Origin of the sequence: Mesorhizobium sp. ES1-1 (genome assembly GCF_020164785.1) — a bacterium.
Classification (GTDB): Bacteria; Pseudomonadota; Alphaproteobacteria; order Rhizobiales; family Rhizobiaceae; genus Mesorhizobium.
The window spans coordinates 127,109-153,459 of record NZ_JAIUGX010000012.1; the positions used below are offsets into that span (position 1 = coordinate 127,109).

The window sequence follows — 26,351 nt, forward strand, 5'->3', positions numbered from 1 at the left end:
GCGGGCGACTTCGCTACGGCTCGACGGAAACCCGAATCTCGTAGATGTCGGCCGCCTTGCCCTGCTTGTCGAAGTCGGAATTGATGGCGATCGTGCCGGCCGCGCCGGGCTGCTTGTCGGGAAAGCGGACGTCGAACAGATATTCGTTGCGCTGCTGGCCGACGGCGTAACGCTTGCGCCCGCAGTCGCCCAGCTCGCCGAAATTGCAATCGACGGACAGCTGCGTCTCCTTGCCATCCTCGGAACGGGCGACAATATCGAACACGGCATGCTTGCCGGCGAGTTTCTCAAGCACGCCCTGCCCTACGTCGAAGCTGATCGCCGAACCTGAAGCGCCCGATCGTATCCGCAGGAACGATCCGGTGTCGTCCTTCATCACCTCGGCAGTGGCATCCGAAGGCGCGCTGACATGCGTCGGGTCTGCCGGAGTAAACACGCTGATCCAGTCGCGCGACTGGTCGGCGGCACCGGGCTTTGCCGGCTCCGCACCGCTGTCGGCCGGCGTGAAATCATCGTCGTCGACTGTCGGAGGCGCTTGCGGCGGCGCGGTGTCGAGCTGCGCCTGCGTCTTGAACACGCCGGTCTGGGCGGCGAAAAACAGGCCAATGCCGACAGCGGCAAGCAGCGTCACGGTCAGGAAGATGGCGGTCAGCGGCAGACGCCGGCCCCTGATGCGCCGTTCATCGCGATCGGGCGCCACATCCGTCGCCGCACCGGCGTAGCCGGACGACGACATGTCGATGGAAGGGGCGGCGGGCAGCGTCGCGTCAGGCATGATGTCCGGAACGACAGGCAGCACGCGAGAACGCGGCTCATCGGAACCGGCCCCCTCAGCCCCCTCGGCGACGATCTCTGGTGAAGCTGTCGGCTCTCCGGTCCCGGCCGGCGAAGCGCCAGTCCCGAGTTCGACCACCGGCGCATTGCCCTGCGTACCGGCATCGGCCACCGCAGGCAGAAACTCGGATTCGATTTCAGTGATTTTCGCCTGGACCGCCTTGCGGCGCTTGATGGCGACTTCGACGGTGACGCCGGGATTGGCCTGGAGCGCGCGGTCGAGCGCGGCAAAGGCCGAGCGATAGACCCGTTCGCGGAACGCGCGGTCCTCGGCATTGCCCTTCTCCAAGGCGTTCCGGATCGCTGTTTCGATCGCGTCCAAGCGAGTCCCTCTGTCCGTTCGCGTAAGCTGGCCATGATCGTTAGCCGCAGGCGACCAATCAATCAACGGGCGAGCGGCCGCATTCTGCCGCGAGAGGGCGTGCAAAGTCCATTCCTGCAACGTTGTGCAACGAAATCAGCGTGTTTCATCGATTTCCAGCCGACGGGACCAGGTCGGCGTGGTCGAAACGTCAGCCAACAAACGCGTCGAGTGCTGCCAGGCCTTCCGTTTCAGAGCTGAACAGACGCCCGCATGAATTGCCACGCCGCATCTTGAATTCGCCGCCGGTTGAGGCTATCACCCACCGCATCCTGGAGACCTCGGCCTCCCGGGCCGCTTTAGCTCAGTTGGTAGAGCACCGCATTCGTAATGCGGGGGTCGCGTGTTCGAGTCACGCAAGCGGCACCACTTCCCCATCCACTGACGTCGAAACCGCCCGGATATCGCTGCAATTTCTGCGGTTTAGCGAAATACACCGTTCGCCGCTTCCAACGATGGCCGGTTGCATGCAACAAAGATGGGGAGATCGTTCGGGGTATTGGGTTGAGCAACCCCGAAGCGATTCCCGCAGGATGACCCTTACAGACGACGCCGTTCGCGCCATTAAGCCCGGCGACAAGGATCGAAAAACTTGGATGCTGTCGGCTTGCGTCTACTGGTGACGTCAAAGGAGCTCGGCTTTGGCGGCTCAAATGTCATGCACCTGACGACTAAAGACCATCGATCAGGGCTTACGCAAAAGGACGGTTTCAGGCGCATAAGGCGAGTGGTTGTAGATCTGCCGGTTGGTTGTTTCCGCTTGCTCTCTAAAGGCCTTGAGGTAGCGCTCGACGGCGTGAACGGGAAAGCGATCCGGTCCGGTTGCCGTTTTGCTTTTTACGAAAGCCGAATAGTTATTCTTTGCCTCGGCGGGGCCATGTCCCATGTCGAAGCCAAGCAGATGCACTTCGTCCTGCGCTATCATCAGAGCGATGGCAATTGCCAGAAGCATCACGCTGACCGGATAAACGCATCCATCATTGAGGGACGCCAGCACCAAGGGCTGGCCGTCAAAGCCCGCGAGCCGCGGACGAAAGTACAGCCGGTCTTTCGCCGCTTGTTCCTTCGTCGGAAACTTGGCACGGAAGATCGGGGCGGCCAGAAAGAAGAAATCGGAATTCCGCAAGAGGCGAAGAATGCGGCCGGCACCTTCGTACATATGAACGGTCACGATCCTGCCGACGTGATCGGGCACCCGGGCATAGGTGGAGCGGATCGCACCCGTATCCTGGCAGACCCAGAGCAGCTTGTTCGATGGGTCGAAGCGCGAATGGACATCGATGGCGCCGTTTAGCAGCAGCACGGTCGCGTTCTTGACGGTGGAGACGTCAAACAAATCCAGCGACGGGCCTGAACCGACGCAATACACGCTGGCGGTTCCGTAGTCTGGAGCATGGAAAGTGCGAAATCGCTTGCAAGCCCACCTCAGCCGCAGATAGCCGATGAAAGCCGGAAGGCTCCCTATGGCGCTCTTCAAAGGTATCTTTCGCATTACTCCATTCCCTCAGCCACGGCCGTCGTCACCGGCGACAGACATGGCCGCTCCCGCGCTGGGCTGCGACGAACTCATGTCAGGTTGGCGAATGTACCGGCGATGCGGTTCCCGAAGCCCGGCATGGACCTTTGACCCCACAGCATTGCGCGTTGCACGATGCCCCCGCGCCGCGCCGCCGAAGCGTTCTTATTGCGGTAGATCTCGTCGAACCGTGTGTCGACCGGGCTAGAAGGGATCATGCGCTCAATTGCGGTGCACGCTTCCTGCTGGGCGACGCTGTCGTGGCCGATCAATGCAAGCAGCAGTCGGCCGAATTGCCGCTGGGCCTCGCGCATTCGGATGACAGACGTCATTATTTCCGCTCGCCGAAGCGACAAGTTACTGGTGATTGCTACTGCCGCTTCGATAATTGCCTCGGTCTCGGTCTCGGTGACGTCGAACACCGGACACGCGACGCCCATCATCGGTCCGATCCCCTCTGACTTGAATGTATTGCCCGGCAGGAGAATGGCCGGCGTCCCCTGCGCAAGAGCAGTGATGGCAGTGTGGTATCTGCCACCAAACACGAAACTCGCGTGCCTCAGAAGGCCCGCCAACTGCGAATAGTGCGGAATGGCCGCGCCGTCAAAAACATCATCGGCGCTCAGTGCAGCGTCGGCGAGGCGACGGTCGTTGCCCCGAGAATAGAGGAACAGGGGGCGCAGCGACAGGGTATCGCTGATCCGTCGGACGCAGCCCACGAACGCATCATGGTCGTAATATTCCGAGGCAGCCGATCCGCTCACACAGAAATACCGCTCGCTTGGTACGAGGACCTCTGCAGCCGCATGCTCAGCAAACGCCATGTCCGGACAGATGATCGCGTTCCTGATACCGATGCGATCCGCATACGCTAGGGATGTCATCTCGCGCACCGACACGAGCGCAAATGAATTGAACAAGTTGGCAAGTACCCGGCCATCAGCCTCGCTGGCGGCATAAATGCTTTGGTTCATCGAATAGACCGGCTTATTCCAGCGCTTTGCCGCAACAAAGGGTAGCCCGAACAGCCGAGTGTTCCGAAGATAGGAGGAGGGGCCGACGGTCCCTTCGCCTTGGAAAACGACCATGTCGGCCGAATGTACAATCTCGGTGAATCGTCCAAACCTCTCGACTGTGAGATGCTCGAGCAACGCGAGCGAGCGTTCATCGACTGCGTCGCCGGCATAAACAGCCCGAATCCTGTCCCCATGGATGGCTTCATGCAGACGATCGATCTTGTGCTCTCGGGGAAACGGAACAGTGTTGATTTCAACCGGGCCCGTGTTCCCGAAGGTGCGATCCAGAAACTGCTCCAGATTCTCGCTGGTGGCTTGGCATCCCCAGTTCCCCCTGTCGCCGGTGTAGTTCAGGATGCATATCTTCATAGCCTGCCGATTTTAGTCTCGGCTCCCCCATGCGTGCGCGCTCGAAAGGGTTTGATCAAAGTCTGCAGCACAGCGCGGGCGCGGCTGGTCGAGACGCCAAGCTGGCGCAGGTCGTCGACGGGCTGCGGGTCGACATCGAATATGCTCTGCCCGGGCAGCCAACGATAGGCTCGACCATCCTCAAGCGTCGAGGGCGCGCAAGTCACAAAGCCGCCGACACCCGACACATGCCCGCCTTTCCTTATCCCAATATAGAGGCTGGTGCTAAACACAACGCCGGAGACCTTCAGATATACGTGATAGCCGTTTGGAGTTTTCTCGACCGGCGTGCGGTCGGCCAGGGTCGGATTGGCCCTCCTGAAACGGTCGAAGGCGTTGTCATCATCGAAGTCGAGGACGACTAGGCTGCCCAGTCCGCACACGATGCCAAGGTTCGCGCTGTCGCCAGCCGCTGAAAACCATGCTTCGACATCGCTGGGGCTGGTTGGCCGTATCGACATGATGAAGGCTGTGCTCGTATGGGCAAGCTTCCGGCGCCACTTTTCATCGTTGATTTGGGCCCCCGGCATGCCGCCCATGGCAGTAAAATCGATGAACTTCGACCCCGGGAGGACCGGACAAGCAACGATCCCTTTGTCCAGCAGTCTCAGTGCTAGGTGCAGCATTTGCAATTTTGCTTTGACCCCCTCAACAGCGCAGCAGCAATGCACAGCTTGCCGGTTCAGTTCCGAAAGATTTCGGAGGAGCCTGGAAACTGGCGCGCAATACCTTCGTTGACCGGCTGAATCCGCCAAGGACGCCATTTGAACCCAAGCCTGTTTCCGGAACTATTGTCACCGTGGTCCATCGTGTAGATGGCGCCCCAGTGCGGAAGAAAGTGAAGCGGCCTCCCGGTGGCTTCGAGGAGCCCGGGGATTTTGGGATGGATGCTCTTGATGTAGAGGTCGGCGAACTCGCCCGCACCCATCAGCGCCTTACCCCCTCGCCGCATAGTCACCGACGCGCATGAGCCGCAGATTTCATGAAACCTGTAGTGTTTCCATAGAATCCGGGATCCCAGTCGCTGAAGATAGCCCTTGTTGATCACGAAGCCATTGCTCTCCGCAAATAGCCCGGCCTTTTCCAGAAGATCGGCAGCGAGCAGGTCGTCGCCGTCAATCTTCATGATCGAGAAATCGTCGTTCCCGGCAAGCAGGAAAGCCTGCTCGGCGCCTATCGCAATCTTCTGGTTCATGTCGCGCCGGCGTGCCGCTATATCCGTCGGGATCGGCAGGTTCGTCTCGACTACCGTTATCCTGTCGGCTGGCACGTAGCCGAGTTCAGGTCGTTCGCTGCATACGAGTATGAGACGAAAATTTTTGACCGTCTGACAAAGGACGTTCTCGATCGTTCGCCTGAGGAGAGACGAAAACAAGTGCCTATCCTTGACCGTCTCAACCGATCTGAGCGGCATGACGAAGTAGTGCATCGCGATGTGACGTCCTATGTCAGCCGCTCCCGGCGGTACGCGGTATAGATGAAAACTCTTTAACCTGTCGTGGAAATTGCACAAGCCCAGCCAAGGCTTGTTGCAAATGTCGAAAGTTCCTTGCAATTCGGCACAAACGATTTCCCGAGATCGACGCGGCTACGATCTTGGCGCTCGCGAAACCTGGAGGCACACACAGATCCGAGTGCGGTTATTGCCGCATATGGCACGTTGCAGCCTGAACCTAGATCGACCGGGCGCGGGCCCTTCACGTACTGCGCCAGACGGACCGGTCCAAAATCTTGCCTGCATTGCCGGTGCGCCAGAAACGGCTGTGCAATGCCCACTAGGAGAGTATAAGGCAGGCGTTGACCGACATGCCTCGAGATCTGATCGTGATTGCTCCCCCCCTTGCTAGAAAGCCTCGGCCGTCCTTCCGCAGGCGAATGTCACGATCACTGCATCTGCTCAAGATCAGAAGGTCGATCCAAGCTTCCTTGGTGCTGCACAACGACTGGTTCACCGACAACGTTCCCTCATCACTCCTGATTGGCGCCTTGTGCCGACCCCACCAAGGCAGGCTCACCAGACCGGCTAACATGGATCTCTTGCTGATCCACAATCGGACCGAACAGACTATCCTGGAAAAGAGCCTCGCTTACCTCGGGATCCTTGACCACGCAGTGGTCCGGCCTCACCTTCCCCACGGCGTCTGGCGAAACACTTACAAGATACCGGCAGCTCTGCATTTCGCTGAAACCAGCACCAGCGAGTTCGTCTTCTGTATCGATGCCGACGATTCGGTCCTTATCGGCGACCCGCGCAAGGCCTTGGAACTTCTTGAGGACAGCGGCGGCGACATCCTGTTCTCGACCACCGGTCATGGCGACTATGACCTTATGCCCGACATCGGATTTCGTTTTTTGGCTGAAGCGGAAACTGCGGGCTGGGGGGCGTCTCACGACATCCATCTCAACGCCGGGGTCTATGTTGCCAGACGGCGCGTACTAGTCGAGTTCCTGCGGGCCGCAACTCGCTATGTCTCCGCGAACGAACCCATGTGGAGCGAGTATCGCCGTGCCATGAAGGCGCACCCTCTCGACCTTCCACCGTTTCCGTTTGCCTGCGGTTCGGAACAGAACATCTTCCGATTTATCTACCCGGCATTCAGCGCATCGGTCCGTCTGGATTATAATCGGCGCTTGGCATATCGCTGACCAGTATAACCAGAGCAAATCCTTATGAGAACCAACGTCTGAGGTAGAGCCTCCGCTTGATCAAATCAAACGCTCGCCTTGGCTCTCATCCAGATGCCGAGACCGAGCGCTGTTCCCGCAAGCTGTTCCGCTGCACGGTCCTGCGCCGTTGCCTCAGTCTGCGGCAGCCATCCAGCAGGATTCAGCCCATCGGATCCGGCCCCAGCGTCGCCACGGTCTTCAGCGCACCGTCGAGCATGTCGCCCTTCTCGTCCTTCAGGGCCATCTCGCGCAGGCGGCGAAGCCAGTCGGCGGCATCCGCTCGGCCCTTGACGAGATCGAGCGCCGACAGCACGCGGTCGAATTTCGACTGGGCGCGGACATGGGTGTCGCTGTAGCCCTTGATCAGACGGCGGCAGTTGAGGATCTCGACGGCCAGCGCGTAATCTCGCGGGACGTAGCTGAGCGCCAGCGCATACCATCGGTCGAGATGCGCGATTTCGACCTTGTGGCGCAACAGGCTGCGACGCCAGCGGCGCAGGCCACCGATGAACCAGAGCGCGGCAAAGCCGGCAAGGCTGTCCGTGCGGATGCGTCGGCCATGGTTGATGCGGCGGTCGAGAAAGGCGGCGAGTTTCGGCCGGTTCTCGATGTACTTGCCCAGTCCCGCCGGCAGCGTGCCGCAGAACTCCTCGATGCGCGGATGGAAATATTCGGTCACCTGCAGGATCGAGCCGGGTTTGACGCCGACCTCGCGGCGCACCCGCCTGTCGCGCGTCGAGCGTGTCTTGAGATCGGCGACGCGGATCATGTCGTCGTAGCACAAGGCGTTGGCCAGATGCTTGGCGGCCGCGATCGACAGCGCATAGGCATGGCCGACGTTGTCCAGCGCCACGGCCTTGTCCAGCCGGTCGAGATACTCGCCGCCATAGGCGATGTCCTGGTAGTCGACCACCTTTCGCAGACCCAGAAGCGCCATGTCGCGCACCGGCTCCGGCAAGGCAACGACGCGTGCCGATAGTTGCTGCCAGCCTTGCATCAAGGCTTCCGGTCCGCTGACCGACCCGGCATTCGGAGTAGGTTCGACCACGTTGTGCAGGATGGCGCTTTGCGCCGGCGCGGGCGTGCCCCGCGTGCGGTCATAGGCGGCGCCGAAGGCGGCGAGGCTGGCTTTGACGCCCCGGCCGCCGGCACCGATCGCCTGCTCGTAGGTTTCGCGGGTGAAGGGCAGCGCGTCGGAGCCGGCCAGCGCGCCGAGCAGGCTGGCCGAGATCATCGAGCCGTTCTCGGCTGCGATCCTTTCCATGTCGAAAGCAATGAACCGCTTCGAGGCGGCTTCCGCCGTCGCGTGCACCTTGGATGACGACGCCCGGCCGTCGCCAGGCTCGATCTTTTCCGATACCGCTGCGATGCGGTGCGAGGACGCGATCAGCGTCGTGCGCTCGGGCGTGACGAAGCCGCGGATGATGGCGCGGCCGGCCTCCATCAATTCCGCCGCGATCAATATATCGACGTCGCCCTGCGCCGGCGACAGCGCGAAGACCGGCAGCCGGCCGGTGTGGCGCGCCATCTCGATGTAGTAGATCGTGGCGCCGGTGCGCTGGGCGACCCCTGCGACTGAGGTCGATTGCGCGACATAGCCATTGCGTTCGGCGACGTCGGTGATCCAGTCGGCCAGCACGCCGCCGCCCTGGCCGCCGACGGCCAGCACCGCCAGCTTGATGACGCGCTCGTCATCCGCTGCACCCCGGCGGGCGCGCAATGGCGGGATGGCGTCAAGCATCGGCGAAGGTCAGGCGCCGGCTCTCGCGGCGGCGCTGCAGCAGGCCGATGGCGGCGCGGCGCGCAGTTTCCACGAAGCGGTCCCAGCGGCCCGGATTGTGCACGACATCGGCGCGGTAGAAGGACGGACACAGCACCGCCGCATCGGCCACCTCGCCGCAATTGCCGCAGCCGACGCAGTTCTGGTCGATTGATGCCACCGGATCGTCGCGCAGCGGGTCGTCGAGTGACTTGACCGAGAGAGACGGGCAACCCGACAGCCGCATGCAGGCATGATCGCCGGTGCAGATGTCCTCGTCGACGCCGAACTTCGGCTTGACGACGCGTTCGCCGCCCTTGATCGCCTTGTCGATCAGCGGCTTTTCGCGGCGCTGGCGGTTGAGCATGCACTCGGACGAGGCGACGATGACCTTCGGACCCTTCTCCTCGGTCGTCAGCGCCTCGCGCAGCGTGTCCTGCATCTTGCCGACATCATAGGTTCGGTCGACATGGCGCAGCCACTTGACGCCCATCCCCTTCACCGCCTCGGTGATCGGATGTTTGGTCGACTTGGTCTTGTTGCCGGCGCGGGATGAGAGAATATCCTGCCCCCCGGTCGCGGCGGAATAGAAATTGTCGACGATGACGATGACGCCGTCATTCTTGTTGAAGACCGCATTGCCGATCGAGGAGGTGAGGCCGTTGTGCCAGAACCCCCCATCGCCGACGAAGGAGATCGAGCGGCGCTTTGCCTCGGGCGAATTGAAAGCCGACGCCGAGGCCGGACCCAGACCATAGCCCATGGTGGTGGCGCCGAGTTCGAAAGGCGGCATGATCGAGAACAAATGGCAGCCGATGTCGGAAGCGATATGATGCTTGCCGAGTTCCTGCTCGACCAGTTTGGTGGCAGCAAAGATCGGCCGCTCCGGGCAGCCAATGCAGAAGCCGGGCGGCCTGCCGGGCACGACATTGATCAAATCGGCCGTGTCGACGCCATCGCCGACCTTGTTGGGCGCCCGCACTTCGCCCGGCAGGAGATGCGGCGCCTCGGCGCGCAGGAAGCTGCCGATGCCGTCGAGCATGATTTGGCCGGTATATTCGCCGGCCATCGGCAGATACTCCTTGCCGACCAGCCTGGCGCCGCGGCCGGCCTTGTGCAGCATCGAAGCAAAGGCCTGCTCGATGTAGTTGGGCTGGCCTTCCTCGACCACCAGCACCGCCTGCTTGCCTTCGCAGAAGCTGAGGAACTCGTCATCGATCAGCGGATAGACGGCATTGAGCACGTAGAGCGGGACATCCGTGTCGCCATAAATGTCGGCGAGGCCGAGACGCTGAAGCGCACGAATGACCGCATTGTACATGCCGCCCTGCATGACGACGCCGACCGAGCCATGGTCAGAACCGAAGAATTCGTTGATCTTGTTGTTGCGGATGAAGTCGACGGCCGCCGGCCAGCGCTTCTGCACCTTTTCCTTCTCGTGCAGGAAGGAGGCCGGCGGCAGCACAATGCGGCCGGTGTCGCGACGCGGCGCGTCGAGCGCATCGGCCACCGTCATCGGCGGCCGCTTATTGTCCTTGGCGATGAAGTGGCCATGAACGTGGCAGCAGCGGATGCGCACCTGCAGCATGACCGGCGTGTTGGATATCTCCGACAGCTCGAAACCGTCCTCCACCGCCTTGACGATCGAAGGCAGGTTGGGGCGCGGGTCGAGCAGCCAGACCTGGCTCTTCATGGCGAAGGCGTGGCTGCGCTCCTGCATGATCGAGGAGCCCTCGCCATAATCCTCGCCGACAATGATCAGCGCGCCGCCGGTGACGCCGCCGGAGGCGAGATTGGCCAGCGCATCCGAAGCGACGTTGGTGCCGACGGTGGACTTGAAGGTCGCGGCGCCACGGATGGGGTAGTGCACCGAGGCGGCGAGCATCGCCGTCGCAGTGGCCTCCGAGGCACTGGCTTCGAAATGCACGCCAAGTTCGCCCAGAATATCCTGGGCGTCGGCCAGCACATCCATCAGATGGCTGATCGGTGCGCCCTGATAGCCGCCGACATAGCCGACACCGCATTGCAGGAGCGCCTTGGTGATAGCGAGGATGCCTTCGCCGGAAAACTCTTCGCCGGCGCCCAGCCGGAGCTTTTCGACTTCCTTGGCAAAAGACCGTTCGGCCATTGTTTCTTTCCTTCCGTTACCGCCAATTGCCGGCGGCGCGTAGGTCTAGATGTCGTGCTTGCGAATATTGTTGAGCATCTTCAGGAGCGTGGCGATGAGCGTGGCATATTCGGCATCGTCGATGTCTTCGAACATCGCCTCGAACGCGTCATGCATGGCCGGCCAGGCGCGCGTGAACTCGGCGCGGCCATCGTCGGTCAGGAACACATGGCGGATACGGCTGTCCGTGACGCCTTGTTCGCGCCGCACGAGGCCCTGGCCCTCGAGCGTGTCCAGCGTGCGGCTCAAGGTTGACTGTTCGATCACGGTGTAGACGGCGAGGTCGTTGACGGTGATCCCGTCCGTGACCGACAGCACGGCCAGCGTGCGGACCTGAGGAATGGTCAGGCCCTGCTTGCGGAAATCGTTGCGCAACGTGGCGTTGTAGCGGCCCATGATGCGGTTCATCAGATAGGGCGCGAATTGCTGCAGGCCGATTTGGCCGAGGGTCGAAATGCGCTGGCGCCTTTCCGCGAGCTTTTGCTCCATCAAAGTCTCCCCGCCAGCAAGAACCCCGAGCCGCCGCCGAGGCCGGCGCCCGGATGGGTAGAGGCGCCGATATGGTAGAGGCCCTTGATGCCGGTCTGATGGTTGCGGCTGGTCTTGAACGGCCGCCACAGGAAGGACTGGTCGATGGTCGAGGAGCCGCCATAGGGGTCGCCGCCGACCAGATTGATGTTCATCGCTTCGAGATCGGCCGGCGAATAGGCGCGGCGCGCGATGACGCTGTCCTTGAAGTCGTCGATATGACCGGCGAGGATGTCTTCGGCACGATCGGCATAGGCCTCGCGCAACGCTTCGGTCCAACGTCCATCGGCAGGTGCCTGCAGCTTGCCTGCTGCATCGCCGTTGATGTGGCGGGGCGCCTCGGGCAGTTGCAGCCACAGGATCGCCTTGCCGGGCGGACAGCGCGACGGGTCGAGTGCATGCGGCTGGCCGACGCAGATGGTCGGCACTTCCGGCAGCATGCCGCGCGCGGCCTCGTTGCAGGACTTCGACACGCCGTCCAGTCCGGGCGTCAGATGCAGCAGGGCCGCCTTGTCCAAGCCATCACCGCGCCAGGACGGCGGCTTGTCGAGAGCATAGTGGATCTGGAAATTGCCTTTGCCGTAGCGGTATGTCCGCGCTGCCTCGACGTCGTCCCTGGGAGCGTCGTTGCCAAGCAGCCGGCCATAAAGTTGCGTCGGCGTCACCGAGCAGATGACGCTCTTGTTCGCTGAGATGGTCTCGCCCGACGCCAGCCTGACGCCCGTCGCGCGACCGCCGCCCTGCACGATCGACGCAACATCGGCTGATGTGCGGATGTCGCCGCCACGTTCGCGGATCAGGGCCTCGAAAGCCGCCAGCAGGTTCTTCGCGCCTCCCTTTACGATAGGCGCGCCAGCGGCTTCGAGCGCGAAGGCGATGACCTTGGCGATCTGGCCGGAGAACGCATCTTCCGGGCCCAGACCTGCATGCAGCACCCAGGGCGCCCAGAGCGCCTTGACGGTATCGGACTGGTAGGTGGTTTCAAGCCAGCCGCGCGCCGGCACCAGCGCTTCGCCAAGGAACGCCGCGAGGCCACGCGGGCTCCGCCGCCAGGCGTCGCCGGCCAGCAGCTTCGCCGTCGGATATGACCAAAGGGCACCACCGAGCAGGCCGAACAGCAGGCCGGCATTGCGTTCGATGCCACCGACATCGCGTGCATGGCTATCACCATCGCCAGAAGCGATCGCGTTGAGCGCGGCGACGTTGGCGGCACGGTCGGTACGCAATATGGCATGGCTGCCGTCGGGCGTGAGTACGCCGGTCGGTGTGTCGGTGTGGCAGAACTCCAGGCCATGGCGGGCAAGATCGCCGCCAAGAGCCGCAAAGGCAGGCGAGGTGATGAACAGCACGAAAGTCGTCGCCATCACGTCATGGATGAAGCCGGGGGCCGTGATCTCCTCGGTACGCATGCAGCCGCCGATGCGATCGTTGCGCTCGAGGACGAGCACGCGCGCGCCCTTGCCGCCCAGCATCGCGGCGCAGACAAGCGCGTTGATGCCGCTGCCGACGATGATGTGATCGGGGGCGGTCATTGGTGGACGCCTTTGGGCAGCGGGGACGCTTGCGAGGTCAGCCCTCTACGGCGCCCCCCTCTGTCCTGCCGGACATCTCCCCCACGAGTGGGGAGATCGGATACAATCTGGGCCTTCGCCAATTTTCTATGTCGCAAGAAAGGAGCCGTCGCGGAGGCTGCCAATCTCCCCCCAAGTGGGGGAGATGTCCGGCAGGACAGAGGGGCGTGAGCGCCAGCGCTGCAAGGCTGCCACACTTCACCCGCCATCAACCCATCGCCTGCCCGCATGATCTTCTCCCGAAGACCCATTCCGCTCTATCTACCCGAAACCAGCGCCAGGGCGCGGATCGGGCTGCCGGTGCCATGCTCGATCTTGAGCGGCGCGGCGATCAGGATCGCCCCTTTCGGCGGCAGCTGGTCGAGGTTGCAGAGGCTGGCGAGGCCGTAGCGATTGGCCTTGTGCATCAGTGTGTGCGCCGGGAATGGCGGTTCCATGCCGCCGGCCTTTCCGGCATCGGTGCCGATCGTCTCGGAACCCCAGCCCTTGATGTCCTTGCTGATCAGGAACTGGATGGCTTCGGCCGTCGGGCCGGGCGTGTGCGGGCCGGTCTCATTGGCGTTGAGGAACTCGGCCTCCGAACCGTTGCGCTTGTACCAGTCGGTGCGCATCACCACCCACTCTCCGGCATTGATGGCGCCGTGCTCGGCTTCCCAGGCCTTGATATGGTCGACGGTGAGCAGGAAATCGGGGTCTGCCGCGGCTTCCTTGGAGCAGTCGATGACGTTGACCGGGCCGACGAAGTTCTGGGCCGGAATGGTGTCGGTGGCGCCGTCGGGATAATCCTTGCCGCTGATCCAATGCTGAGGCGCATCGAAATGCGTGCCCGAATGCTCGCCGAGCTTCAGCCAGTTCCACGCCCACCAGGGACCGTTCTTGTCGTAACGCGAGATGTTGTGGATCTCGACTTTCGGCGTGTCGACGGCGAGTTCCGGCGGCAGCTTGATCAGCGGCGTGTCGGGCCCAAGCGGGGCTGAAAGGTCGACCACCTTGATGGCGCCCGACAGCAGCTGGCCGGCGACTTCGCCGAGGAGTTCCTGGGTGTCCATTTTTTCTTGTTCCCTCTTTCGCGGTGATGATCAAGGCTCGTCTCGGCCCTTAATATCGCACTAGACGAAAACATATGCATCTGCAATTATCTTTAAGCATAAAGAAAATGGGAACGGGGTGTGAGCGAGTTCGACGCCATCTTTATCGGGGCGGGCCACAACAGTCTGGCGTGCGCCGCGCATCTGGCGATCAAAGGCTGGAAAATCGGGGTTTTCGAGCGCAACAGCACGATCGGAGGCGCCGTTCAGACCCGTGAATTCACGCTTCCCGGCTTCCGCCACGATTTCGGCGCGATGAATCTGAGCCTGTTCGCCGGTTCGGCCTTCCACCGGAAATATGCAAATGAATTGAAAGCGCAGGGCCTCGAGTTCGCGCCGGTCGCCGATTGTTTCGCCAGCGCCTTCCCGGATGGAAGCTGGCTGGGTGTCGGCACCGACCTTGAAAAGACCGCCGCGCGCATCGCCGCTTTCTCCGCCGCCGATGCCGCGGCGTGGCGCCGGCTGGTCGCCGCCTTCCCCTCGGAGGCCGAGCACCTGTTCCGGGTGCTTGGGTCGCCGATGAGCGCGCGCGCGCTGGCGGGCACCGGCTGGAACCTTTGGCGCAAGAAGGGCATGTCCGGCGCGCTCGACACGATTCGTCTGCTGTTGTCGTCGCCGCGCGCCTGGCTGGAGGAGAATTTCGAATCTCCGCATGTGCGTGCAACGCTCGCGACCTGGGGCATGCATCTCGATTTCGCTCCCGATATCGCCGGCGGCGCCGTGTTCCTCTATCTGGAATCGATGGCCAACCAGAGCTTTGGCATGGTGCTGGGCAAGGGTGGCGCCGACACCATCATCCGGGCGCTCTCGGGCATGATCACATCAGCCGGCGGCCAGAGCTTCACCGGAGCCGAAGTGGCTGAGATCACTGTGTCCTCCGGCAAGGCATCCGGCATACGGCTTGCGTCGGGCGAGACCCATACCGCCACCAAGGCCCTCATCGCCGGCGTTGCGCCGATGGCGCTGACCGGCAAGCTGCTGCCCAATGGTTCGGGAAACGCCGGCTTCGATACGGCGATGAGAAAGTTCAAGCACGCGCCGGGCACGATGATGATCCATCTGGCGCTAGACGACCTGCCCGACTGGCGCGCCGGCGCGGAGCTCAGGCGGTTTGCCTATGTGCATCTGTCGCCCTCCCTCGATGCGATGTCGCGCACCTATCAGCAGGCGATGGCCGGCATGCTGCCGGACGAGCCCGTGCTGGTCGTCGGCCAGCCGACGGCGATCGATCCCTCGCGCGCACCCGAAGGCAAGCATGTGCTGTGGGTTCAGGTGCGCATGCTGCCCGCTGAGATCCTTGGCGATGCGGCCGGCAAGATCGCGCCGGCACATTGGGATCAGATCAGGGAGATCTATGCCGAGCGCGTGCTTGATATCATCGAGGTCTATGCGCCCGGGCTGCGCGGCAAGATCCTTGGCCGGGCCGTGTTTTCACCCGTCGATCTCGAGCGCGAGAATCCCAACCTCGTCGGCGGCGACCAGATCTGCGGTAGTCACCATCTGTCGCAGAATTTCCTTTATCGTCCGGCGCGAGGGTATGCCGGCTGGAATACGCCCATCGGCAATCTGCATCTCACGGGAGCTGCGACGTGGCCTGGCGCCGGAACGGGCGCAGCTTCCGGTTTCATGCTCGCACAACAGCTCGGCGGGAGGTAGGAACCGAAAATCTGAGTGGTGAAGGAGGCAGGCGCTGCTGCCCTAGGAGCCTGAACCAATAGACTGACATCGGCGCGCGAAGAAAATACGACCAACAAGGGGAACGACCATGACAATCAACAGACGCGAATTGCTCGGTTACGGTGCCGCGGCACTCGGGGTGGCCGCCATCGGCCTGCCGGAGATAGCCAAGGCGGCCGCGGGCGAACTGACCATTGCCTACAATGTCAATCTGCCGTCCTGGGATCCGACGACGGGGCCTTCGGCCGTTAACCCGACGATCCAGGGCCTCTACCAGTCCGTGTTCGACCAGTTCATTCCGCAGAAGCCGGACCTGTCCTTCACTCCCGGCCTGCTGACAGAATGGGGCTGGAACGAAGACCGCACCAAGGTGATGATGACCGTCCGCGAAGGCGTGACCTGGCACGACGGCTCGCCGTTCACGCCCGAAGACGTGGTCTGGTCGCTGCAGCGGGCGGGTGACGAAAAGACCGGCAACCCGATCCAGTTCGTCTGGAAGAACGTCACCAACTTCAAGATCGACGGCAACAAGATCACCGCCGACGTCGTGCAGTTCGACCCGACCTACTTCAAATGGATGTCGTTCCTGACCGGCTACATCCTGCCCAAGGCCTATTACGAAAAAGTGGGCGCCGAAGGCTTCGAAAAGGCGCCGATCGGCACCGGGCCTTACATGGTCGAGAAGTTCGAGCGCAACGCGTTCCTGAGGCTGAAGGCAAACCCGACCTACTGGGGCGGTAAGCCTGCCTTCGAGAATGTAACGATCAAGTTCGTCACCGACGCGGCCAGCCGCGTCGCCGAGATCGAGTCCGGTTCCTCGCAGGTCACGCTCGAAATTCCCTATGAGGAGTATGACCGGCTGATCGCGAAGGACGGGCTGGCCGGTTCGTGCAAGAACGTCTCCGACATCGGCATGATCTTCTTCAATGACATCGATGTGATGCTGGACAAGAACGTCCGCCAGGCGGCTGTCATGGCGATCGACAAGAAACTGCTCGTCGACCGCCTGCTGCGCGGCTACGGCCTGCCCATCGACACGCTGGAGACACCGGAATACGCGGCCTATGATGCGTCGATCAAGGTCGAGCACAATCCTGGAAAGGCCAAGGAATTGCTCGCCGCATCCGGCTATTCGACGGACAAGCCGGTCAAGTTCACGATCCAGACCACCAAGGGCTTCAAGCCCAAGGACTATGAGATGATCCAAGCGATCGTCGGCATGTGGCGCAAGGTCGGCATCGAGGCGACGATCGAAGTCTACGAGATCGCCAAGCACTATGAATTGCGCGCCGCAGACAAGCTGGCGCCGGCAGCCTTCTACAATTGGGGCAATGCCATCGGCGACCCGACCACCTCCACCGGCTTCGCCATGTACGGCCCGAGCCCGCATTCGGTGTGGGACAGCCAGGACCTGATCGACATGATCAACCCGCTGTGGGGCGAAAAGGACGAGGCCAAGCGGATTGCCGGCTGGAAGGCGGTCGACAAATACATCGCCGAACAGGCCTATGTGCTGCCGCTGATCCAGTATGCGCAGCCCATCGTGCATGCCAAGGGCGTCAATGTCGTCCAGCACGTTTCGGGCGCGCTGCTGCCGGCCCTTATGACCCCGGCCTGACAAGCAGCCCGAGGCGTTCCGCGCGCCGTCCGTGCGACGGCGCGCATTTTTCCATCAGGCACATGAGCCTGCGGGCTCCTGCAAAGATTTACATGCTCCTGCAACGATTCCTGATTCGACTGCTGACGATGGTGGTCACGCTGTTCGGCGTGGCCGTCGTCGTCTTCGTCGTGATCCGCGTGGCGCCCGGCGATCCGATCGCGATGATGCTACCGCCCGGCGCGACCGATGCGGACATTGCGCGGCTGCGTACGCTCTACGGCCTCGACAAGACCGTCGTGCAGCAGTTCTTCATCTGGCTGGCCGGCGTCGTCAGGGGCGATTTCGGAACCTCGATCTCGCTGCGGCAGGACGTGCTTGGCCTCGTCTTCAACCGGCTGCCGGCGACGCTGGAACTCGCCGTCGTCGCCCTGGCCATGGCAATTGTGCTGGGCGGCACGACGGCCGTTCTCGGCGCGCGCGAGCGCGGCACCATGGTCGAGACCGGCATCGATATCGTCAGCGGGGCAGCACTCTCAATTCCCGACTTCCTCTGGGGCCTGGTGCTGATCCTACTGTTCGGCGTGCTGGTGCCGATCTTCGACATTTCCGGCCGTGTCTCGCCGCAGCTCGACCTGCCCTTCGTGACCCAATTCTATTTGTTCGAGAGCATTCTACGCCTGCGCCTCGACCTGACCTTTGACCTGTTGAAGCACATGCTGATGCCGGCCGTCGCGCTGGCGCTGCCGCTGGCGGCGATCATCTCGCAGCTTCTGAAACAATCGCTGAAGGAAGTGCTCGACCTCGACTATGTCGTGCTGGCGCGGGTGAAGGGGTTTTCGGAAACGCAGGTCATCCTGCGCGAAGCCCTCAGGAACGCGGCCTTGCCGACGCTCACCCTGGTCGGTGTGCAATTCACCTTCCTGATCGGCGGCACGGTCATCGTCGAGCGGCTGTTCTCCTATGAAGGCCTCGGCAATATGGCGATCGACGCCGTCATCAATCGCGACCTGCCACTGATCCAGGGGATCGTGCTGGTCTTCGCGCTGCTGTTCGTGCTGATCAACCTCACCGTCGACATGATGTACGCCCTGCTCAATCCGAGGCTGCGCCATGGATGAGGGCCGCGTTTCGAGACATCGCGCGGGCGCCAAGCTGTGGCTGGCCGGCGGCTGGCTGCTGCTGGCGTTGCTGGCGGCCATCCTGGCGCCATTGGTCGCACCGCAGGATCCGCTGGCCCAAGATTTGATGCTGGAGCGGCTGCCGCCCTTCTGGATCGATGGAGCCGAGCCTGGCTATTGGCTCGGAACCGATAGTCTGGGGCGCGACCTGCTCTCGCGGCTGATCTTCGGCGGCCGCATCGCGTTCATCGTCGCCTTTGCCGCCGCCAGCACCGCGTGCCTGGTCGGCTCGGCGCTCGGGCTCGTGGCCGGTTATTTCGGCGGCTGGGCCGACCGCGTCATCTCGCGCATCGTCGATGTCTGGATGGCGTTTCCCCCGGTTCTGTTCGCGATCCTGCTGGTCGCAGTGCTGGGCACGGGACTGAGCTCGGTGGTCCTCGCGATCGCCATCATCGACTGGACGCGCTTTTGCCGGGTGATCCGTGCGGAAGCGATGGGCCAGTCGCGCATGGACTATGTCGAGAACGCCCGCATCGCCGGCTATGGCCGCGTCGGCATCATGCTGCGCGAAGTCCTGCCCAATGTTGTGCCGTCTATCGTGGCCTTGCTGTCGCTGGAAATGGGCATCGCCATCATCGTCGAGGCGATCCTGTCCTTCGTCAACCTTTCGATCTCGACCGACGACCCGACCTGGGGCGGCATCATCGCCGAAGGCCGGCTGTCTATCCATCAGGCCTGGTGGGTGCTGGTGTTTCCGCTGGTGACGCTAATCCTCACCGTGCTGTCGTTCAGCCAGTTCGGCGAGGCGCTAAAGACGCGCTTCGATCCGGTGCTGTGGTGAACACCTGTCTCGATATCGCCAAGCTGAGCGCCGTGCTGCCCAACGGCCAGCGCGTGCTGCGATCCGTCTCGCTCACCGTGCAGCCCGGCGAGGTGCGTGCCCTGGTCGGCGAAAGCGGCGCCGGCAAGACGATGATCGGCAAGGCGGTTCTAGGCGTCTTGCCGTCGAGCGTGCGGATCGTCGAAGGCGATATGCGGCTCGAAGGCGAAGACCTCGGCAAGCTCGATCCCAAAGCACGGCGAACCTTGATCGGCGCGCGTACTGCGCTGATCCCGCAGGATCCGCTGACCGCGCTCAACCCGTCGCGCCGCATCGGGCCCCAGATGACCGACCGGCTGGTGCGCATTCTCGGCTGGAGCGGGGAGAAGGCGGACAAGCGGGTGCGCCAATTGCTGGACGAGGTGCAGATCCGCGACCCCGAGCGGGTGCTGAGATGCTATCCGCATGAGCTCTCGGGCGGCATGCGGCAGCGCGTGCTGATCGCCGGCGCTTTCGTCGCCGAACCAAGGCTGATCGTCGCCGACGAGCCAACGACAGCACTCGATGTCACCGTTCAGAAGCAGATCCTGCGGCTGATCGCTCAGCTGCAGCGTGAGCACGGCACCGCAATCCTGTTCGTCACCCATGATCTGGGCGTCGTCGCCAAGATCAGCCAGAAGGTCTCGGTGCTTTATGCCGGCAAGGTCGTGGAAGAGGCCGACACGGCTGCCCTGTTCTCAGCGCCGCAGCACCCCTACACAAGGGCGCTGATGGCGGCGACGCCGCGCTACACCGATCCCTTCGCCTCGCTGAAACCGGTGGACGAGGCTGTGCTGGCCGGGCTGGCGGCCGAGATCGCTTCGGCCGATAAAGCCTGGAGGCGGCCGCATGGCTGAGCCGCTGTTTTCCGTGCGCGGACTGAAGGTCGCGCTGCCAGACATGACGCGCAAGCCGCTGATCGGCCGCGCGCCGCTGGCCGAAATCCTGAAAGGTCTGGATTTCGACCTGCCCAAGGGTTCGGTGACCGGCATCGTCGGCGAGTCGGGGTCAGGAAAGTCGACGCTTGGCCGCGCCCTCGTGCGGCTGCTGGAGCCCAGCGCTGGCACCGTCACCTTCGATGGCCGCGACATCACGCATCTTGCCGAGGCAGAGTTGCGACCCTTGCGGCGCAACCTGCAGATGATCTTCCAGGATCCGATGTCGTCGCTAAACCCGCGCCGCACGATTGCCAGCATCATAGCAGCGCCTCTCAAGCAGAATGGGCTGGGTGACAATCTGAAGGCACGCGTCGCCGAGGCGTTGCAGCGCGTCGGCCTGCCGCAGAGTTTCGCCAGCCGCTACCGCCACGAATTGTCGGGCGGGCAACGCCAGCGCGTCGGCATCGCACGGGCGCTAGCGCTGTCGCCGAAATTCGTGCTGGCCGACGAGATCGTCTCCGGGCTCGACGTATCGACGCAGGCGCAAATCCTGACCCTGCTGGAGAAGCTCGCGGCGGAGATGGGCCTGACCGTCGCCTTCATCAGCCACGATCTCTCGGTAATCCGGCGGCTGTGCAGGCAAGTCATCGTCATGCGTGAAGGCATGATCGTCGAGGCGAGCGCCACCGACGCTTTGTTCGACGCTCCACGGCAAGCCTATACGCGCGACCTTATCGCGGCCATTCCCTTGCCGGAGATCGACGCGGGCTGGCTGGGCGGTGCGTCGGCCGACAAAGGATCACCATGAACCCATACGCGCGCCGGGACGCGGGCCTCGGACGTGCGACCCCAACGACATGGTCCCGCCTAATGGAGAGGACTGACATGAAAACCACACTTCGCAATGCAACGCTGGCCGCCGCCATGCTTGGCAGCGCCGGCATGGCTTCGGCGGATTCGATCCCCGGCATGCGCGGGCACGATCACACCGGGATCACCGTGCCCGACATGAAGCAGGCCGTCGACTTCTTCACGGAGATTGTCGGCTGCAAGAAGGCGATGTCGTTCGGCCCCTTCGCCGACGACAAGGGAACCTTCATGCAGGATTTGCTGGGCGTCGATCCGAAGGCTGTCATCGAGCAGGTCACCATGATCCGCTGCGGCTATGGATCGAATATCGAGCTGTTCAAATACACCGCGCCGGACCAAAAGGACCTGACGCCCAAGAACAGCGACATTGGCGGCTTCCACATCGCCCTCTACGTCGACGATGTCGCGGCAGCCAAGGCCTATCTCGATGGCAAGGGCGTCAAGACGAGGATGGGGCCGCTGCCGGTCAAGGAAGGCCCCGCCGCCGGCCAGACCATCCTTTATTTCCAGGCCCCGTGGGGCCTGCAGCTGGAAGCCATCAGCTATCCCAATGGCATGGCCTACGAGAAGGGCGCCGATACGGTGCTGTGGAGCCCGAAGAACCCGGAAAAGTGATCTCGTCGTGGCGCGCCTGCGGGCGATCTGCAAGCGCGCCCGCGGCCCCGACCACCGGTAATTACGGGAAACTTTAAGCTTGAAATATCTGGTCTGCGGGGCGATAGTCGAGAGGAAGCAAGCGAAGAGGAGATCGCACGGATGAAGGTTGCGGTTCTCGGCGGCGGACCAGCCGGCCTCTACTTCGCCATCTCGATGAAGCTCAGGGACGCCGCACATGATGTGACGGTCTTCGAGCGCAACCGCGCCGACGACACGTTCGGCTGGGGCGTCGTGCTATCGGCGGAGACGCTGGAGAATCTTGCCAGGAACGACCCGGTCAGCGCCGTGTGGATCAAGAAGCACTTCGCCTATTGGGACGACATCGCGGTCATTCATGATGGTGTGCGCACGGTGTCGTCAGGCCACGGTTTCTGCGGCATAGGCCGCAAGCGGCTGCTCATCCTGCTGCAGCGCCGCGCCCGCGAACTCGGCGTCAAGCTGATGTTCGAGACCGACATCGCCGACCCCCGTCCCTACATGGAGACGCACGACCTGGTCGTTGCCGCCGACGGCCTGAATTCCAGGGCCCGCAACACTTTCGTCGATATCTTCAAGCCCGATATAGACACCCGCAAGTGCAAGTTCGTCTGGCTCGGCACCAGGCAGAAATTCGACGACGCCTTTACCTTCATCTTCGAGAAGACCGAGCATGGCTGGGTCTGGGCGCATGCCTACCAGTTCGACAGCGAGACCGCGACGTTCATCGTCGAGTGCAGCGAACGGACCTGGGCAGCCTTCGGCTTCGGCGCGATGACGCAGCAGGAATCTATCGCCACCTGCGAGCGCATCTTCGCCAGGCATCTCGGCGGCCACGAACTGATGACCAATGCCAACCACATCCGTGGCTCGGCCTGGATCAACTTCCCCCGCGTGCTGTGCGAGCGCTGGTCGTACAAGAACCTGGCACTGATGGGCGACGCGGCGGCCTCGGCGCATTTCTCGATCGGCTCCGGCACCAAACTCGCCTTGGAAAGCGCCGTGGCCCTGGCCGAATATGTCGAGACCGAACCGGACCTCGAGGCCGCATTCCGCAAATATGAGGACGCGCGCCGCACGGAGGTGCTGAAGCTGCAGTCGGCGGCCCGCAATTCGCTGGAATGGTTCGAGGAGGTCGAGCGCTATCTCGGCCTCGATCCGGTGCAGTTCAACTATTCGCTGCTGACCCGCTCGCAGCGCATCAGCCACGAGAATCTGCGGCTGCGCGATGCCGAATGGCTGGGCGAGGCGGAAGAGTGGTTTCAGCGGCAGGCTGGCGCCGGCGGCAACAGCCTGCGCCGCGCGCCGATGTTCGCGCCGTTCCAACTTCGCGACATGAGGCTTGAGAACCGCGTCGTCGTCTCGCCCATGGCGCAGTACAAGGCCGTGGACGGCTGCCCGACCGATTGGCATTTCGCCCACTATGCCGAGCGCGCCAAGGGCGGCGCGGGCCTGGTCTATATCGAGATGACCTGTGTCAGTCCGGAGGGCCGGATCACGCCCGGTTGCCCCGGCTTCTATGCGCCCGAACATGAAGTGGCGTGGAAGCGGCTCGTCGATTTCGTGCATGCCGAGACCGAGGCGAAGATCTGTGCGCAGATCGGCCATTCCGGGGCCAAGGGTTCGACGCGGCTCGGCTGGGAAGGCACCGACGTGCCTCTGGGCTCGGGCAACTGGCCTGTCGTGGCGGCCTCTGCCGTCGCGTGGTCACCGCAGAACCAGGTTCCGAAGGCGATGGACCGCGCCGACATGGATCTGGTGCGCGAGCAATTCGTGGCCTCTGCAGAGATGGCCAATCGTTGTGGCTTCGACATGCTCGAGATCCATGCCGCGCATGGCTACCTCCTGTCGTCCTTCATCACGCCGGTCACCAACCGACGCACCGACGCGTATGGCGGCTCGCTGGAAAACCGCATGCGCTACCCGCTCGAAATCTTCCGCGCCGTGCGCGCCGCGTGGCCAGGGGGCAAGCCGATCTCGATGCGCATTTCGGCCAATGACTGGGTCGGCATCGAAGGCGTGACGCCCGCCGACGCGGTCGAGATCGCGAAGCTGCTGCATGAAGCCGGCGTCGACATATGCGACGTCTCGGCCGGGCAGACCTCGGCGGCCGCGAAGCCGGTCTATGGCCGCATGTTCCAGACGCCGTTTTCCGACCGTATCCGCAACGAGGTCGGCATGGCGACGATGGCGGTGGGCAACATCTATGAGCCCGACCATGTCAATTCGATCCTGATGGCCGGTCGCGCCGACCTTGTCGCGCTGGCGCGGCCACATCTGGCCGATCCCTATTGGACGCTTCATGCGGCGGTGACGCTCGGCGATCGGGGCGTCAAATGGCCCGATCCCTATCTGCCCGGTCGCGACCAGCTTTACCGGCTGGCCGAGCGAGATTCGGCTGCGGGCCTGAAAGTATGAGTACTTCAACCTTCATACGTAAGCGCCGCCCCTCACCCTTACCCTCTCCCCGTGAAGAAGGGGGAGAGGGGGTTGCAAGCGCTGGAGTTTTGCCCTTCTCCCCGTACTTCACGGGGAGAAGGTGCCGGCAGGCGGATGAGGGGCAGCGCCACGCTTCGAGGACGGGAGCATGATCGCGGGCAAGCACGCTCTGGTTACCGGCGGTGGCTCTGGCGTTGGCAAAGCCATCGCTCTGGCGCTCGCGGAGGCAGGCATCGCGGTCACCATCTGCGGACGGCGCGAAGCAGCCCTGGCCGAAGTTGCGAAGAAAAATGACCGCATCTCTGGCCTCGCCGCCGACGTCACGAACGAAGCCGAAATGGCCGATCTCTATCAGAAAGCCGAAGCCGCGCGCGGGCCTTTCGATATGGTCGTGGCAAATGCCGGCATGGCGGGCAGCGCGCCGGCGCACAGGACTACGCGTTCCGACTGGCAGCGCACGCTCGATGTCAATCTGACCGGAGCCTTCCTGACGGTGAAGCCGGCGCTGGGCGGCATGGCCGCGCGCAAGGCGGGACGGATTGTTTTCATCGCCTCCACGGCGGGACTGAAAGGCTATGCCTATGTCGCGCCTTATGTCGCGGCCAAGCATGGCGTTATCGGGCTGATGCGGGCACTCGCCGCCGAGACCGCGAAATCGGGCGTGACCGTCAACGCCATATGCCCGGGATTCGTCGAGACCGATATGCTGGAGGAGTCCATCCAGCGCATCATCGAGAAGACCGGCCGGTCGGTGGAGGAGGCGCGATCGAGCCTGGCGTCGACCAACCCGCAGGGCCGCTTCATCCAGCCGCAGGAAATCGCCGCTGCCGTGCTCTGGCTGTGTGGTGACGCGGCGCAATCCATCACCGGACAGGCGATCTCCATCTCGGGAGGCGAAACATGGTAGCCGGCCTCCTGCCCGCGCCGGCGGGTCCCGGCAAGGACCGGCTGCGCCTGTGGATCAGGCTGCTGCGTGCGTCGCGCACGGTCGAGGCGGAACTGCGCGAGCGCCTCAAGAAGGAATTCAACACGACGTTGCCGCGCTTCGATGTGATGGCAGCGCTTTATCGGGCGCCGGACGGCATGTTGATGAGCGATCTGTCGCGCTTCCTGCTGGTGTCGAACGGCAACGTCACGGGCATTGTCGATCGGCTGGTTTCGGAGGGGCTGGTGACGCGCGCGCGCCGCAATGGCGACCGCCGGACCTCGATGGTGCGTCTAACCGAGGAAGGCTCGAAGTCCTTTGCCGTCATCGCCGCCGCCCATGAGGGCTGGATCGGTGAATTGCTGGCCAAGGTCAGCGAGGAAGACGCGCGGCGACTGACCGGCATGCTGACCTCGTTCCGCAGCAACTGGGAGGGACGCGAATGACGAAGATGGCCGCACTCCAGCCGAAGCATTTCCTTTGGGAGGTCGAGGACAGGATCGCAAAGGTCCGGCTGGATCGTCCGGAGCGCAAGAACCCGCTGACCTTCGACAGCTATGCGGAACTCCGCGACACGTTCCGCGACCTCGTCTATGCCGACGATGTCGACGCCGTGGTTTTCCTGTCCAATGGCGGCAATTTCTGCTCCGGCGGCGATGTCCACGATATTATCGGCCCGCTGGTCAAGATGGACATGAAGGAATTGCTCGCCTTCACGCGCATGACCGGCGATTTTGTCAAGGCAATGCTGAACTGCGGCAAGCCGATCATCGCGGCGGTCGACGGCGTTGCGGTCGGCGCCGGCGCCATCATCGCCATGAGCTCCGACATCCGCATCGCCACGCCGGAAGCCAAGACGGCGTTCCTGTTCACGCGCGTCGGCCTTGCCGGCTGCGACATGGGCGCCTGCGCGATCCTGCCGCGTATCATCGGCCAGGGTCGCGCCGCGGAGCTCCTCTATACCGGGCGCACCATGACGGCCGCGGAAGGCGAGCGCTGGGGATTCTACAACCGTTTGATCGACGCCGCCTCGCTCGAGGCCGACGCGCTCGACATGGCGGCACGCATCGTCTCCGGGCCGACCTTCGCGCATGGCATCACCAAGACGCAGCTCAACCAGGAATGGTCGATGGGCCTCGACCAGGCGATCGAAGCGGAAGCGCAGGCACAGGCCATCTGCATGCAGACACGCGACTTCGAGCGTGCCTATAGGGCCTTCGTGGCCAAGGAAAAGCCGGTGTTCGAGGGGAATTGAGGATGATCGATTTTCGCCCAGGCACCCCCCTCTGGCCTGCCGGCCATCTCCCCCGCAAAGGGGGAGATCAGTTGTACGTTCTGTTTTCGCCAATCTCCAGAATTTCCAGGTCGAAACCGTCGGCAAGGCGGCCAATCTCCCCCCTTGCGGGGGAGATGTCCGGCAGGACAGAGGGGGGTGCT

22 protein-coding genes and 1 tRNA gene are annotated in these 26,351 nt (G+C 63.1%); 13 read left to right on the top strand and 10 right to left on the bottom strand.

The window, feature by feature from the left end:
- Positions 1–13: 13 nt before the first annotated feature.
- A complete protein-coding gene (locus LB513_RS20445) occupies positions 14–1,156 on the bottom strand; it encodes a hypothetical protein (RefSeq protein WP_224665325.1) in 1,143 nt (380 codons plus the stop codon).
- 332 nt (positions 1,157–1,488) lie between these two features.
- On the opposite strand from LB513_RS20445, the gene LB513_RS20450 reads away from it, so the two are divergent.
- Positions 1,489–1,564: transfer RNA gene (locus LB513_RS20450), tRNA-Thr, on the top strand.
- 316 nt (positions 1,565–1,880) lie between these two features.
- Here the strand turns inward: LB513_RS20450 and LB513_RS20455 are convergent.
- The 4 genes from LB513_RS20455 to LB513_RS20470 all read right to left on the bottom strand — a co-directional run bounded on the left by LB513_RS20455 (position 1,881) and on the right by LB513_RS20470 (position 5,564).
- Entirely contained in the window at positions 1,881–2,687 is an 807-nt protein-coding gene (locus LB513_RS20455) for a hypothetical protein (protein ID WP_224665326.1), read from the bottom strand.
- A 74-nt stretch (positions 2,688–2,761) separates the two neighbouring features.
- Positions 2,762–4,096 carry a polysaccharide pyruvyl transferase family protein gene (locus tag LB513_RS20460; RefSeq protein WP_224665327.1) on the bottom strand — a complete coding sequence of 445 codons (1,335 nt, stop codon included), beginning with the start codon at positions 4,094–4,096 and terminating at the stop codon, positions 2,762–2,764.
- A complete protein-coding gene (locus tag LB513_RS20465; RefSeq protein WP_224665411.1) occupies positions 4,093–4,761 on the bottom strand; it encodes a bifunctional DNA primase/polymerase in 669 nt (222 codons plus the stop codon). Before LB513_RS20465 ends, LB513_RS20460 begins: the two co-directional genes overlap by 4 nt.
- Before the next feature lie 56 nt (positions 4,762–4,817).
- Entirely contained in the window at positions 4,818–5,564 is a 747-nt protein-coding gene (locus LB513_RS20470) for a glycosyltransferase family A protein (protein WP_224665328.1), read from the bottom strand.
- Between the two features lie 599 nt (positions 5,565–6,163).
- On the opposite strand from LB513_RS20470, the gene LB513_RS20475 reads away from it, so the two are divergent.
- On the top strand, positions 6,164–6,781 hold the full coding sequence (locus LB513_RS20475; protein WP_224665329.1) for a hypothetical protein: 618 nt from the start codon (positions 6,164–6,166) through the stop codon (positions 6,779–6,781).
- Between the two features lie 181 nt (positions 6,782–6,962).
- Here LB513_RS20475 and LB513_RS20480 read toward each other — a convergent pair whose 3' ends face one another.
- From LB513_RS20480 to LB513_RS20500, 5 genes are all read right to left on the bottom strand, one after another.
- Positions 6,963–8,543 carry an indolepyruvate oxidoreductase subunit beta family protein gene (locus LB513_RS20480; protein ID WP_224665330.1) on the bottom strand — a complete coding sequence of 527 codons (1,581 nt, stop codon included), beginning with the start codon at positions 8,541–8,543 and terminating at the stop codon, positions 6,963–6,965.
- Positions 8,536–10,689 carry an indolepyruvate ferredoxin oxidoreductase subunit alpha gene (locus LB513_RS20485; protein WP_224665331.1) on the bottom strand — a complete coding sequence of 718 codons (2,154 nt, stop codon included), beginning with the start codon at positions 10,687–10,689 and terminating at the stop codon, positions 8,536–8,538. Before LB513_RS20485 ends, LB513_RS20480 begins: the two co-directional genes overlap by 8 nt.
- Before the next feature lie 45 nt (positions 10,690–10,734).
- The gene (locus LB513_RS20490; RefSeq protein ID WP_224665332.1) at positions 10,735–11,217 is read right to left on the bottom strand and encodes a MarR family winged helix-turn-helix transcriptional regulator; all 483 of its coding nucleotides are present in this window, start codon (positions 11,215–11,217) and stop codon (positions 10,735–10,737) included.
- Positions 11,217–12,788 carry a phytoene desaturase family protein gene (locus tag LB513_RS20495; RefSeq protein WP_224665333.1) on the bottom strand — a complete coding sequence of 524 codons (1,572 nt, stop codon included), beginning with the start codon at positions 12,786–12,788 and terminating at the stop codon, positions 11,217–11,219. Before LB513_RS20495 ends, LB513_RS20490 begins: the two co-directional genes overlap by 1 nt.
- Positions 12,789–13,084: 296 nt before the next feature.
- Positions 13,085–13,876: a cyclase family protein gene (locus LB513_RS20500; RefSeq protein WP_224665334.1), complete on the bottom strand. Its 792-nt coding sequence runs from the start codon at positions 13,874–13,876 to the stop codon at positions 13,085–13,087.
- Between the two features lie 120 nt (positions 13,877–13,996).
- Here LB513_RS20500 and LB513_RS20505 point away from each other — a divergent pair, with 120 nt between their 5' ends.
- The 11 genes from LB513_RS20505 (at position 13,997) to LB513_RS20555 (ending at position 26,169) form a co-directional block, all read left to right on the top strand.
- On the top strand, positions 13,997–15,571 hold the full coding sequence (locus LB513_RS20505; protein ID WP_224665335.1) for a phytoene desaturase family protein: 1,575 nt from the start codon (positions 13,997–13,999) through the stop codon (positions 15,569–15,571).
- A gap of 109 nt (positions 15,572–15,680) precedes the next feature.
- On the top strand, positions 15,681–17,210 hold the full coding sequence (locus LB513_RS20510; protein ID WP_224665336.1) for an ABC transporter substrate-binding protein: 1,530 nt from the start codon (positions 15,681–15,683) through the stop codon (positions 17,208–17,210).
- A 92-nt stretch (positions 17,211–17,302) separates the two neighbouring features.
- A complete protein-coding gene (locus tag LB513_RS20515) occupies positions 17,303–18,310 on the top strand; it encodes an ABC transporter permease (RefSeq protein ID WP_224665337.1) in 1,008 nt (335 codons plus the stop codon).
- Positions 18,303–19,151, top strand: coding sequence for an ABC transporter permease (locus LB513_RS20520; protein ID WP_224665338.1), 849 nt, complete (start codon positions 18,303–18,305; stop codon positions 19,149–19,151). Before LB513_RS20515 ends, LB513_RS20520 begins: the two co-directional genes overlap by 8 nt.
- The gene (locus tag LB513_RS20525; protein WP_224665339.1) at positions 19,148–20,026 is read left to right on the top strand and encodes an ABC transporter ATP-binding protein; all 879 of its coding nucleotides are present in this window, start codon (positions 19,148–19,150) and stop codon (positions 20,024–20,026) included. Before LB513_RS20520 ends, LB513_RS20525 begins: the two co-directional genes overlap by 4 nt.
- Positions 20,019–20,855 (top strand): ATP-binding cassette domain-containing protein, encoded by an 837-nt coding sequence (locus tag LB513_RS20530; protein WP_224665340.1) that lies wholly within the window; start codon positions 20,019–20,021, stop codon positions 20,853–20,855. Before LB513_RS20525 ends, LB513_RS20530 begins: the two co-directional genes overlap by 8 nt.
- Positions 20,856–20,932: 77 nt before the next feature.
- Complete coding sequence (locus LB513_RS20535) at positions 20,933–21,532, top strand: VOC family protein (protein WP_224665341.1); 600 nt, start codon at positions 20,933–20,935, stop codon at positions 21,530–21,532.
- 141 nt (positions 21,533–21,673) lie between these two features.
- A complete protein-coding gene (locus LB513_RS20540) occupies positions 21,674–23,968 on the top strand; it encodes a bifunctional salicylyl-CoA 5-hydroxylase/oxidoreductase (protein WP_224665342.1) in 2,295 nt (764 codons plus the stop codon).
- A gap of 169 nt (positions 23,969–24,137) precedes the next feature.
- Entirely contained in the window at positions 24,138–24,896 is a 759-nt protein-coding gene (locus LB513_RS20545; RefSeq protein ID WP_224665343.1) for an SDR family NAD(P)-dependent oxidoreductase, read from the top strand.
- Positions 24,890–25,360 (top strand): MarR family winged helix-turn-helix transcriptional regulator, encoded by a 471-nt coding sequence (locus LB513_RS20550; RefSeq protein ID WP_224665344.1) that lies wholly within the window; start codon positions 24,890–24,892, stop codon positions 25,358–25,360. Before LB513_RS20545 ends, LB513_RS20550 begins: the two co-directional genes overlap by 7 nt.
- Positions 25,357–26,169: an enoyl-CoA hydratase family protein gene (locus tag LB513_RS20555; protein WP_224665345.1), complete on the top strand. Its 813-nt coding sequence runs from the start codon at positions 25,357–25,359 to the stop codon at positions 26,167–26,169. Before LB513_RS20550 ends, LB513_RS20555 begins: the two co-directional genes overlap by 4 nt.
- Positions 26,170–26,351 lie beyond the last annotated feature (182 nt).

Bases quoted from the DNA above. Each gene is read 5' to 3' on its own strand.
- LB513_RS20530 (WP_224665340.1), top strand. From the start codon at position 20,019: ATGGCTGAGCCGCTGTTTTCCGTGCGCGGACTGAAGGTCGCGCTGCCA.
- LB513_RS20465 (WP_224665411.1), bottom strand. From the start codon at position 4,761: ATGCTGCACCTAGCACTGAGACTGCTGGACAAAGGGATCGTTGCTTGT.
- LB513_RS20540 (WP_224665342.1), top strand. From the start codon at position 21,674: ATGAAGGTTGCGGTTCTCGGCGGCGGACCAGCCGGCCTCTACTTCGCC.
- LB513_RS20490 (WP_224665332.1), bottom strand. From the start codon at position 11,217: ATGGAGCAAAAGCTCGCGGAAAGGCGCCAGCGCATTTCGACCCTCGGC.
- LB513_RS20545 (WP_224665343.1), top strand. From the start codon at position 24,138: ATGATCGCGGGCAAGCACGCTCTGGTTACCGGCGGTGGCTCTGGCGTT.
- LB513_RS20455 (WP_224665326.1), bottom strand. From the start codon at position 2,687: ATGCGAAAGATACCTTTGAAGAGCGCCATAGGGAGCCTTCCGGCTTTC.
- LB513_RS20485 (WP_224665331.1), bottom strand. From the start codon at position 10,689: ATGGCCGAACGGTCTTTTGCCAAGGAAGTCGAAAAGCTCCGGCTGGGC.
- LB513_RS20495 (WP_224665333.1), bottom strand. From the start codon at position 12,788: ATGACCGCCCCCGATCACATCATCGTCGGCAGCGGCATCAACGCGCTT.
- LB513_RS20475 (WP_224665329.1), top strand. From the start codon at position 6,164: ATGGATCTCTTGCTGATCCACAATCGGACCGAACAGACTATCCTGGAA.
- LB513_RS20480 (WP_224665330.1), bottom strand. From the start codon at position 8,543: ATGCTTGACGCCATCCCGCCATTGCGCGCCCGCCGGGGTGCAGCGGAT.
- LB513_RS20460 (WP_224665327.1), bottom strand. From the start codon at position 4,096: ATGAAGATATGCATCCTGAACTACACCGGCGACAGGGGGAACTGGGGA.
- LB513_RS20500 (WP_224665334.1), bottom strand. From the start codon at position 13,876: ATGGACACCCAGGAACTCCTCGGCGAAGTCGCCGGCCAGCTGCTGTCG.
- LB513_RS20470 (WP_224665328.1), bottom strand. From the start codon at position 5,564: ATGCACTACTTCGTCATGCCGCTCAGATCGGTTGAGACGGTCAAGGAT.
- LB513_RS20520 (WP_224665338.1), top strand. From the start codon at position 18,303: ATGGATGAGGGCCGCGTTTCGAGACATCGCGCGGGCGCCAAGCTGTGG.
- LB513_RS20510 (WP_224665336.1), top strand. From the start codon at position 15,681: ATGACAATCAACAGACGCGAATTGCTCGGTTACGGTGCCGCGGCACTC.
- LB513_RS20535 (WP_224665341.1), top strand. From the start codon at position 20,933: ATGAAAACCACACTTCGCAATGCAACGCTGGCCGCCGCCATGCTTGGC.
- LB513_RS20555 (WP_224665345.1), top strand. From the start codon at position 25,357: ATGACGAAGATGGCCGCACTCCAGCCGAAGCATTTCCTTTGGGAGGTC.
- LB513_RS20550 (WP_224665344.1), top strand. From the start codon at position 24,890: ATGGTAGCCGGCCTCCTGCCCGCGCCGGCGGGTCCCGGCAAGGACCGG.
- LB513_RS20515 (WP_224665337.1), top strand. From the start codon at position 17,303: ATGCTCCTGCAACGATTCCTGATTCGACTGCTGACGATGGTGGTCACG.